Genomic DNA, 10,614 nt, shown 5'->3' on the forward strand with positions numbered 1-10,614 from the left:
CCTCACGCACCGAACGGCACGGCGCCGAACCGGCCCCACACGACGAACGCCGCGACGGCCAGGTAAATCAGGTTCAGCGCGACGAACCGCGCGGCACCGGCGTACCGCAGATGCGCGATCATCGCGCCGATCATCAGCAGCACCCAGCACAGCGCTGTCACCGGCACCAGCACCGGCGCGATGCCGGTCACCGCGGGCAGGATCAGGCCGAACGCCGCGAGCAGCTCGAGCGCGCCGAGCGTCCGGAGGAACCCGGCGGGCGCGTCCCGGGTCCATTCGCCGCCGGCGGCCGCGGCCAGTTTTTCCCTCGGCAGGAACGCCTTGGTGAACCCGCCGGCCAGTGCGACGGCGGCCAGCAGCCCGGCGGCGATCCACAGGGTGACGTTCATGAGCTTCTCCTCCGTGACGGGGAATCCGCCCACCAGACACCGGCGGCCGCCATCCTGTGACACGTGCCGGGTGACGAAAAAGCCGCGGGCCGGCCACCTCGAGGGTGACCGGCCCGCGGCCGGGGAGAAAGCGCTCTCAGCGACGCCGGTACTTCAGCGTCGACGTCAGCGAGTCGGACCACGGCGAAGCGAGGTCCAGGCGGCGCAGCTCGTCGGCGTGCTGGGCCGCGGCCAGCTCCGCCATCAGCCGGGCGCGCATCCGGTCGTCGTGCGCGGCGTTCGCCGAACGCAGCGCGCGGGCGAGGCGGACCTTGCGGAACGGCGTGGCCCAGGAAGCGCGGGCCAGGTGCGCGGCGCGGCGGGCCGCGCGGTCCCGGGTGCGGGCGAGCGCGTCACGCTCGTCGTCCCCGAGGCCGAGCCGGGACAGGAAACGCTCTTTCAGCTCACGGCTGATCCGCGCCCACGTGGTGACACGGGTGCGGGCGTGCCGCAGCTCGATGCCGAGCGCGAGGTGCAGCATGACCACGCCCAGCACCGGGCCGAGCATGACACGGGCGAGGCCGGAGACCGGGCCCGCGAGGTCGAAGGCCATGTAGCCGGACGCCGCGCACAGCGCCCACAGGATCAGCCGGGCCGGGCCGGGCTTGTTGTCGTGGCTGCGGATCCCCGCGCGCATCGCGAAACCGCAGGCGATCAGCGCGACCTCGACGACCGCGAACATCGCGGCGCGCTCGTAGATGTTGGTGATGCCGAGCTTCTCGCCGAAGAACCGCCACGAGGTGTCCACCGACACCAGCAGCGACATGAACGCGACGAGGTAGAACCCGCCCGAGCCTTCCGGCCGGGACCGGCGGGACTTGCTGGGCGCCTCGATGATGTGCGGGCGGCCGGACTGCGCCGCGTCCTCGGCGGGCTGCGGTTCGGGCTGCGGTTCGGGCTCCGGCTCCGGCTCAGGCTTGACCTCGGTGACCGTGGCCTGCTCGACCGCCGCGATCTCGGTGGTCTCCTCGGCGGCCGTCTTCGCCTTCTCCTCGGCGCGCTGCGCGTCGAGTTCCGTCAGCATTTCCACCGACAGGCGCGGGAGGTCGCCGGTGTCGGCCATGCCGCGCTCTTCGCGCCACTTCTTCACCTGCGCGGCCACGTAGGACCGTTCGCGCTTGGGGTTGGTCACCACCCCGTAGGTGAGCAGGAAGGCCAGCACGTCCGATGTCGACGGTTGTTCCAGGGCTTCACAGGCGTAGCGGATCCGCTCGTCCATGGTGTCCAGCATGACCAGCCGCGCGGCGTGCGCCGCGCTGCTGAGGACGTCCGCTGGCGCAGCCTGCTGGTCGCTCTCGGTTTCCATGTTGTTTACCCTTGTTAAGTTCTCATCGGTGGGGGTGGCGAGCATATCGGGTAGCGGGGGGATTCATACCACCACCCCGCGCGTGTCCGCCAGGGGTGTGTCCGAATCGGAGCGTGGCCGCCCGTACGTACGGTCAGTCCACCCCGAACACGGCACGAAGAGCTCGTTTGTCCACTTTGCCGATGCCCGTCAGCGGCAGGGAGTCCGCGAACTCCACTGTCGCGGGAACATAATGCTCCCGCCCGAAAACGGCCCGCGCGCGGGTCCTGATTTCCTCCGCGCCGACCCCTTCGGCGACCACTACCGCGTGTAACGAGGGGCCGTCCTCCCCCGGCACACCGAACACCGCGACGGCGCGCACGGCGGGGTGCCCGGCGATCGCGTCCTCCACTGTGGACGGTGCGATCTTGGTGCCGTGCTCCCCGACGATCACCACGTCGTCCGCGCGCCCTGACAAGTACAGATAGCCCTCGTCGTCGAACCGGCCGAGGTCTCCGGTGGGCAGCCAGCCCTCGCCCACCGGCGGGGCGCCGAGGTAACCGTCCATCATGGCCAGTCCCCGCACTTCCACCTCACCCTCGGTGATCCGGGCCTCCATCCCGGGCACGATCCGGCCGACCGAACCGAGCCGGCCGGGCCGTCCGGCCAGCTCCGCCGCGGAGATGCTCGCGATCATCGGCGCCTCGGTCAGCCCGTAGCCCTGCCCGGCGACCGGACCGAACACCTCGAGCGCCTGGGCGAGCCGGTGCGGCGGGAGCGGCGCGGCGCCCAGGGAAAGAGCGCGGACGCTGTCCAGCCTGGTGCGCGGCCGCGCCGGGTGATCGAGGAGCGCCGCCAGGCGGGGCGGGGTGAGCGACAGCGCCGTGATCCGGTGCTCCTCGATCGCGGCGAGCACCTCTCCGGCCGCGAAACCGTTGTGCAGCACAACTTTGTCGCCCCGCAACAAACCGCCGACGACGCTCGCGTGGCCGGTCAGGTGGGTCATCGGCGCGACGACGAGCGTGCGCTCGGGCTCGCCCGGCGAGGCCGCGAAGATGTGCGCCATGCCGTCGTAGATCCCGCTGTGCCGGATGATCTTCGGCGCCCCCGTCGTCCCGCCGGACGGGAACAGCACGTCCACCGCTCCAGGCAGCGAGACCGGCGCTGGCTGGCCGAGCAGGTCGCTCACCGTCCGGACGTCCCCGGCGGGCCACGCCTCGGGCCGGTCCGTCACCACCGTCGTGACACCGGCCGCCTCCGCCGCGGCCAGCTCGGCCTGGCGGGGCGCGGAGGCCGCGACGAACAGCACGCGCGCGCCGCGCAGCATCGCCGCGAGCGGCACCAGCAGGGCTTCGGGCCGGTTCTCCAGATCGACGGCGACAACGCCTGCTTCGCCGAGCCCGCCGTGCAACCGGCGCAGCAGTGCGTCGGCCTCGCGATACGTCATCGGCCCGTCGTGGTGGAACAGCACGCGGTCCCCGCCGCGGGCGAGCGCGGCGAGGGCGGCGGACAGGAACGCGCTTTCCCCTGGCACGGGCGCCGACGCTACCCGACGGCGGACGATCACCGCTCATGCCGGTTTCCGGTGACCGCCTTTCGTTGTCCCCCAAGTCATCCAAGCCCTCGATGACCGCGTAGCACCGGCATAGCCTCGACACCGGGACCGACGGGGGGAGCCGAACGATGTCCCAGCACGGGTCCCGCGGCCGGCGAGTTCGCCCGCGCCGGTCACGCCGCTTTCCGGGGAGGGTTCGATGGCCGGAGCAGGGCACGTCGCGGGCGAGCTCGGCGCGTGGGCGGTGGACGCCGTCCCCGCCGCCGAGGCGGCCTCGATCGCCGCGCACCTGAGGGAGTGCCCGGTGTGCGCGGCCGAGGCGGGCCGGTTGAAGGGGGTGGCGAGCCTGCTGGGCGTCGTCGAGTCGGTACCGCCGACGCCGTCACTGGGGGACGCCGTGCTGGCGGCCGCGCTCACGGCGCGGCCGCCAGTGGCGGTGCCCCTGCTGGCGCCGGCCCGCGCGTATGCCGTTCAGGCCGCGGAGATGGACTCGCTCCTCGACACGCTCACCGGCGCGCAATGGTCCCGGCCCGCCGCGAAGTACGGCAGCGTCCGGACGCTGGTGGAGCACCTGGCGGAGAACGACGCGCCGGTGGCCACCGCGCTCGGCGCCCCCACTGTTCCCGCGCCCGGGCGGGCGGGCTGGCGCGCCGGGGCCACCACCCTGCTGCGCGCGCTCGCCTCCGCCGACCAGACCGTGCTCGAGCGCCCCGCGCGGCTCGCCGGTCCGGTCCCGGCCACCGCGCCGATGCGGGATGCGTTGGTGCAGCGTGCCTTCGAGACCTGGACGCACGCCGACGACATCCGCGTCGCGCTCCATTTGCCGGTCCGCGTGCCGCCGCCGGAGCAGATCCGGTCGGTGGTCGGGCTCGGCGTGAGGCTGCTGCCGACGGTGCTGTACGCGGCGGGGACGCATCGTCCCGGCCGCGCGGCGCGGCTGGCGCTTTCCGGGCCGGGCAACGGCGAATGGCTGGTGACGCCGGCGCTGGAACCACTGGGGGGCACGGCGGTCGTGGCGGCGACCATCCGCGCCGAGGCCGTCGACGTGTGCCGGCTGATGGCGGGCCGCATCGACCCGGCGCGGCTGCCACGGTCCGTGGACGGCGACCGGGGCCTGGCCGAAGACCTGCTGGCCGCCGCCGCGACGCTGGGTTGTGATTGACCGTGCGAACCGAACGCGAAAACGAGCATCGGCTGCGCCAGCGCCTGATCGCGGGCGACGCGGAGGCGCTCGCCGAGGCCTACCGGGCGTATTCGCCGATGGTGTTCGGGCTGCTCACCCGGATGCTGACCGATCCGCCCGCGGCCGAGGACATCACGCAGGAGGTGTTCGTGCGGCTGTGGGAAAGACCGGAGCGCTTCGACCCCGAACGTGGCAGGCTGGGGACCTGGCTGTGCACGATGGCGCGCAGCCGGGCGATCGACTCGATCCGCCGCACGCAGACCAGGGAACGCGCCGCCGTCGCGCAGGCGCAGCAGGTGCATCCCGAGTCGGATACCGCGGATCTGGTGGCGCACAACGCGATGGTGCACACCGTGCGCGTCGCCGTGCAGCGACTGCCTGAGGCGCAACGGATCGCGGTGACACTGGCCTACTACGAGGGGCTGACGTACCGCCGCGTGGCCGAGAAGCTCGGGATCCCGGAAGGCACCGTGAAATCCCGCCTGCGCTTCGGCCTGCGGGGAATAGCCGACCACCTGGAAAAGGAGGGCGTGCTCGGCTGACCCCGCGCCCACCCGCCACCCGGCAACGCAACGCGAGCCTTCCCGAGGACCACGCCCGTCCCCAACACCACCCGAAAACCGCCACCCGGCAACGCGAAGCGAGCCTTCCCGACGACCACACCCCTCCGCCGCTCCGATCCCCAGCCTGCTTTTGCGGTCATCGGGCTGGGTCAAGGTACTCTTTCCCGCCTTGACGCGGCCCGATGACCGCGAACACTCACGGATCGGGGCGGCGGAGGGGTGCACCCAGCGCGCCCCGCGCGCGTCCGTTGCCGCCGCAGCCCGCGCCAAGCCACCACACCGCCACCACGAGCCAACACACCGCCCCACCCGGCCAACACACTAACGCGAGCGGCCAACACACCAACCCCGGCCGTCACTCCCGCACAGCCTCCGGCATCTCCCTCAACCGGCCGACCGGCGAAAGCAGCAGCGGCACCAGAATCGCCGAGGAACCGAGCGCGCAGACCCACAGCGCCGCGTGCACGCCGATCGCGCCGCCGAGCAGTCCGGCGAACGGGCCGCCGAGCGCGCCCATACCGAGCAGCAGGGTGCGCATGGCCGAGTTCATCCGGCCCATCAGCCGCATCGGGGTGATCACCTGCCGCAGCGTCACGATGATCACGTTGACCCCGCTCACGCCGAGGAAGTTGAGCAGGAACGCGGCGGCGAACACGGTCACCACCAGCGGTTCCGGCCCGGCCGCCGCCGGGATCAGCAGCGGGGCGAGGAACGTGATCACCAGGAACCCGACGTACGCCCGCCCGACGGTGAACCGCCGGGTGAACCGGCCCGAGACCAGCGAACCCACGACCCCGCCGACCGCGCCCATCGTCAGGATCACCCCGAGCAGCAGTGCCGACAATCCCTTGTCCCGCACCGCGTACAGCACGAAAATGGAGTCGACCGCGATCACGAAGAAGTTGCACAGCGCCCCCACCACGGCGACGGCGCGCAGGTAGCGGTTGCCCACCACGAAGCGCAGCCCCGCCAGCAGCTCCCGCCCGAGATGCCGCCGCTCCGGCCGCGCCGGTTTCGGCTCCGGCGTGCGGATCAGCACCAGCGTGCCCAGCGAAACCAGGTACGACCCCGCGTCCACCAGCATCGCGACGGGCGCGGTCAGCGCGCTGACCAGCGCTCCCCCGATGCCCGGCCCGGCCGCCTGCGCGCCGGACATGCTGGCGCCCAGCTTCGAGTTCGCCTCGATGATCGAACGCCGGTCCTCGACGAGCACCGGTACGAACGACAGGAAGCTCACGTCGTAGAGCACCGTGGCGACCCCGGCCCCGAAGGCCACCACGAACAGCACCCACATGTGCAGCGCGCCGGCCAGCGCCAGCGCCGGGATGAGCCCGATCAGCAGCATGCGGGCGGCGTTCGCGGTGAGCATCGCGGGCTTGCGCCGGTGCCGGTCGACGAGCACGCCGAGCGGCAGGGCCAGCGCGAGCGCGGGCACCAGCTGCAGGAAACTCAGCCAGCCGATCTGCTGCGCCGTCGCGTCGAGCACCAGCACCGCGGTGAGCGGGAAGGCCAGCGAAGTCACCTGGCTGCCGGCCACCGACAGTGTCTCCCCCACCCAGAACTTCAGGAAATCCTTGTTGTGCCACAGGCTTTTCGGGGTGTCCCGGGTTTCCGCCGCGGTCATCCGCCCGCCTCCAGCTCCGCCCGCACGGTCGCGGCGATGGCATGCAGCCCGGCACCCGACCAGATCGAGAAGTGGTCACCGTCCACTGTGTACTCCTGGAACTCGTCGGCGTGGCGCCCCCACCGCATGAACGTGTCCGGCGACGCGGTAGCGCGGATGAGCACCAGGTTGCCGTGGAACGTGCCGCGTGGCCGGTACGCGGCCAGCGCGTCCACGTTCGCCCGGAACACCGCGTAGCGGCGCCGGAGGAACTCGGCGTCCATCTCCGGGGCCAGCGCGCCCGTCCCGGCCAGTTCGGTGAGCGCGGCTTCCGCGTCCACGTCCTGGTCGGCGACCGAGGCGAGCAGTTTCTCCAGCGCGGGCACCACTCCGCCCGGCGTGCCCGCCATCTCCGCGGCGAACTGCCGCAGCAGCAGGTGTTCCGGCAGCACGCCACCCTTCTGACGCAGCTGCGAGTCGACGATGACCAGCAGCGGCACCTCGACCCCGGCGTCCTGCAGCCGCAGGGCCATGTCGAAGGCGACCGTGCCGCCCATCGACCAGCCGAGCAGCCGGTAGGCGCCGGCCGGGCGGGTCTCGCGGAGCGCGTCGACGTACTCGGCGGCCAGCTCCTCGACCGTGCCCAGCGGGGTGCGGTCGTTGTCGAACCCCGGCGCCTCCAGGCTGAACACCGGGTGAGCGTCGAGCAGCCCGGCTAGACCGGAGTACGCGTAGGCGGAACCGGAAACCGGCGGCAGGCAGAACAACGGCGGCTGCTCGCCGTCCGCCTTCAGCACCACGAGCGGGTCGCGGTCGGCGGCCGCCCCGGTCGCGCGAAGGGCGTCGACCGTGCCCGCCACCGCGCTCACCATCGACGAGCCGTAGAGCTGCTTGACGTTCACCTTCACGCCGAACGCCCGGCTCAGCCTGCTGGCCAGCCGCATCGCCTGCAGCGAACTCCCGCCCAGCTCGAAGAAATCGTCCCCGGCGCCGACGCGCGCGAGCGAAAGCACCTCGGCGAACACCTCGGCCACCGTCGCCTCGGTCGGCGTGCGCGGCTCGATCCACTCCGCCACTTCGCGGGCCCGCTCGGGGCCGGCGGCCGGGTCCGGCAGCGCGGCCCGGTCGACCTTGCGCGCGGTGGTCAGCGGGAACTTGTCCAGCACGAGCCAGCTCGACGGCACCATGTACCCGGGCAGCTGATCGCCGACGTGGCGACGCAGGTCGGCCGGAGTGGGCGCTTCCCGTTCCGCGGCCGGCACCACGTAACCGACCAAACGGTTGTCCCCGGCCGGATCCGGGCGCAGCGCGACCGCCGCCGCCGCGACGTCAGGATGACTCAGCAGCGCGGATTCGATCTCCTCCAGCTCGATCCGCAGCCCGTGCAGCTGCACCTGCGTGTCGAGCCTGCCGAAGAACTCCAGGTCCCCGTCCGCGTTCCAGCGCACGAGATCACCGCTGCGGTAGACGCGCCCGGTCGGCCGGAAGGGGTCGCGCACGAACTTCTCGGCGGTCAGCTCCGGCCGGTTGAGGTAGCCGCGGGCGAGCCCTTCCGCGCCCCCGATCAGCAGCTCCCCCGGCACACCCGGCGGCACGAGATTGTTCCACCGGTCCACCACGTACATCCGGCGGTCGGGATACGGCTTGCCGATCGGCGGGGCGCCGCGCCAGTCCCGGTGCGGGCATTCGTACGCCGTGCAGCCGACGGCCGCTTCGGTCGGCCCGTACACGTTCACCAGCCTGCGCTCGCCGGTGTTCCACTTGTTCACCAGCTCGCCGGGCACGGCCTCCCCGCCCGCCATGATCTTGCGCAGCGCCGGGTAGGGTTCCGCGTCCAGCAGGGAAAGCATGGCCGGGGAGAAGCAGACGTAGCTCACCTGCTCGGCCCGCATCAGCTCGGCCAGCGCGTCCGCCGAGCCGCCGGTTTCGGGCGGCACCAGCACCAGCGTCGCGCCGACGGTGAGCCCGGTGAAGATCTCGCCCTGCGACATGTCGAAGGCGAGCGCGGCGAGCTGCAGCATCCGGTCGTCCGGGCCGAGTGAGAACGTGCGCCGGTAGGACTCGATGAACGACGTCAGCGCCCGGTGCTCGATCAGCACACCCTTCGGTTTCCCCGTGGAGCCCGAGGTGTAAAGCACGTAGGCGAGTGAATCGCGGGTGGCGGGCGCACTCTCCACTATGGACGGTGCGGCCTCGATCTCGTCCCATTGCGTGTCGAGGCAGATCATCGCCGGGGCGCGATCGGGCAGCTTGCCCGCGACGGCGGCCTGGGTGAGCACCAGCGGCGCCCCGGTGTCGGTGAGCATGAACTCCTGGCGGGCGGCCGGGTGCGCGGGGTCGAGTACGACGAACGCCGCGCCCGCCTTGAGCACGCCCAGCAGCGCGACGAGGGTGTCCAGTTCGCGTTCCATCGCCACGGCGACGATGCGTTCCGGGCCGATTCCGTGTGCCCGCAGGTAGTTCGCGAGGATCCCGGCCCGGCGGTCCAGCTCGCCGTAGCTGAGCTCCTTGCCCCGGCAGACCGCCGCGATCGCGTCCGGGTCGGCCGCCGCGGTGCGCGCGATGACCTCGTGCACCGGGTCGGCCGGTGCCCCGGATCGCACGCCCTGGCCGTACTCCAGCAGTTGCCTGCGTTCGGCGCGCGATACCAGCGGCAGCTGGGAAATCCGCAGCGACGGGTCGCCGCACATCGCGGACAGGACCCGCTCGACGTGTCCCGCGAGCGCCTGGATCCGCCACTCGTCGAACAGCTCGGTGGAGTACTCGATGCCCAGCGTCAGCTCGTCCCCCGCCTCCACGAACGTCAGCGCGAGATCGAACCGGGACTGCGCCCACTGCGCGTCGATGGGCGCGGTTTCGATGCCGGGGAACGCGAGGCCCCCGGCCGTGGTGCGCGCGCCCAGCAACTGCACGCACACGCCGAACAGCGGGTTCCGGCTGGGATCGCGCACCGGGCGCAGCCGGTCCACGACCTTCTCGAACGGCGCGTCCTGGTTGTCGAACGCGTCCAGGTTGGCCTCGGAAATCCGGGCGAGCAGCTCGTAGGCCGCCGGGTCGCCGGAGAGGTCGGTCCGCAGCACCACCATGTTCGTGAAGAAGCCGACCAGGTCCTCCAGCTCCGGTTCGGTGCGCCCGGGCATGGGCACGCCGAGCGGTACGTCGTCCTGGCCGGTGTAGCGCGAGAGCACCACGTTCACCGCCGCGACGAGCGGGACGAACAGCGAAACCCCTTGTGAGGCGGCGAATTCCCGCGCGCGGCGGAGCAGTTCGGGCGGCAGCGGGGCGCGCAGGGTGGCCCCGGCCGAGCTGAGTCCGGCGGGCCTCGGCCGGTCGGCGGGCAGGTCGAGCACCGGCAGCCCGGCGAGCTGCTCCGCCCAGTACTCCAGCTGCTCGGCGATGACGCCGGTGCCGAGCTGTTCGTGTTGCCAGGCAACGTAATCGCCGTAGCCGGTGGGCAGTTCCGGGAACTCCGGCCGCTCGCCTTCGTACAGCGCGCGGTAGGCGTCGGCGAGGTCGCGGTGGAGGATCGAAGCCGACCAGCCGTCGGTGACGATGTGGTGGATGGTCAGGCAGAGCACGTGCTCCCGCTCCCCGAGGCGGAAGAGCGTGAACCGGTACATCGGCCCTTCGGCGAGGTCGAACGGGGTGCCGATCTCTTCCAGCAACGCGGCGCCGACCTCGTTCTCCGACGCGCCCGTGAAGTCCTGGTATCGCAGCCGGACGGCGAGCTCGGCGGGCGCGATCACCTGGTACGGCGTGCCGTCGTCCGAGCCGAAGGTGGCGCGCAGGCTGTCGTGCCTGGCCACCACGGCCGCGAGCGCTTCGCCCATGATCTCCCGGTCGAGCGCGCCCAGCAGGCGGTGCACGATCGGCACGTTGTAGGTCGGTTCCCCCGGCGCCAGCTGGTCGAGAAACCACAGCTGCTGCTGCCCGTGCGACAACGGCAGCCGCTCCGCGCCTGAACTCTCCATTGTGGACCCCTCCATCTTCAGTGCCT

At 72.2% G+C, this 10,614-nt stretch carries 7 protein-coding genes; 2 read left to right on the forward strand and 5 right to left on the reverse strand.

Annotated features, from left to right (window positions below):
* Positions 1 to 2: 2 nt before the first annotated feature.
* The 3 genes from FPZ12_RS19725 to FPZ12_RS19735 form a co-directional block, all read right to left on the reverse strand.
* Complete coding sequence (locus FPZ12_RS19725) at positions 3 to 389, reverse strand: DoxX family protein (RefSeq protein WP_144756982.1); 387 nt, start codon at positions 387 to 389, stop codon at positions 3 to 5.
* A 136-nt stretch (positions 390 to 525) separates the two neighbouring features.
* Positions 526 to 1,734, reverse strand: a complete 1,209-nt coding sequence (locus FPZ12_RS19730; protein WP_144756984.1) for a hypothetical protein — start codon at positions 1,732 to 1,734, stop codon at positions 526 to 528.
* Positions 1,735 to 1,867: 133 nt separating this feature from the next.
* Entirely contained in the window at positions 1,868 to 3,247 is a 1,380-nt protein-coding gene (locus FPZ12_RS19735) for a class I adenylate-forming enzyme family protein (protein WP_243769921.1), read from the reverse strand.
* A gap of 220 nt (positions 3,248 to 3,467) precedes the next feature.
* On the opposite strand from FPZ12_RS19735, the gene FPZ12_RS19740 reads away from it, so the two are divergent.
* Both FPZ12_RS19740 and FPZ12_RS19745 read left to right on the forward strand, forming a co-directional pair.
* Entirely contained in the window at positions 3,468 to 4,430 is a 963-nt protein-coding gene (locus FPZ12_RS19740) for a maleylpyruvate isomerase mycothiol-dependent enzyme family protein (RefSeq protein WP_144756986.1), read from the forward strand.
* A 2-nt stretch (positions 4,431 to 4,432) separates the two neighbouring features.
* Positions 4,433 to 4,993, forward strand: a complete 561-nt coding sequence (locus FPZ12_RS19745) for an RNA polymerase sigma factor (protein WP_243769929.1) — start codon at positions 4,433 to 4,435, stop codon at positions 4,991 to 4,993.
* Between the two features lie 376 nt (positions 4,994 to 5,369).
* Here the strand turns inward: FPZ12_RS19745 and FPZ12_RS19750 are convergent, their stop codons facing one another.
* Both FPZ12_RS19750 and FPZ12_RS19755 read right to left on the reverse strand, forming a co-directional pair.
* Positions 5,370 to 6,638 carry an MFS transporter gene (locus FPZ12_RS19750; RefSeq protein ID WP_144749797.1) on the reverse strand — a complete coding sequence of 423 codons (1,269 nt, stop codon included), beginning with the start codon at positions 6,636 to 6,638 and terminating at the stop codon, positions 5,370 to 5,372.
* The gene (locus FPZ12_RS19755; RefSeq protein ID WP_150980412.1) at positions 6,635 to 10,588 is read right to left on the reverse strand and encodes a non-ribosomal peptide synthetase; all 3,954 of its coding nucleotides are present in this window, start codon (positions 10,586 to 10,588) and stop codon (positions 6,635 to 6,637) included. Before FPZ12_RS19755 ends, FPZ12_RS19750 begins: the two co-directional genes overlap by 4 nt.
* Between the last annotated feature and the right edge of the window lie 26 nt (positions 10,589 to 10,614).

Origin of the sequence: Amycolatopsis acidicola (assembly GCF_007713735.2) — a bacterium.
Taxonomy (GTDB): domain Bacteria; phylum Actinomycetota; class Actinomycetes; order Mycobacteriales; family Pseudonocardiaceae; genus Amycolatopsis_E; species Amycolatopsis_E acidicola.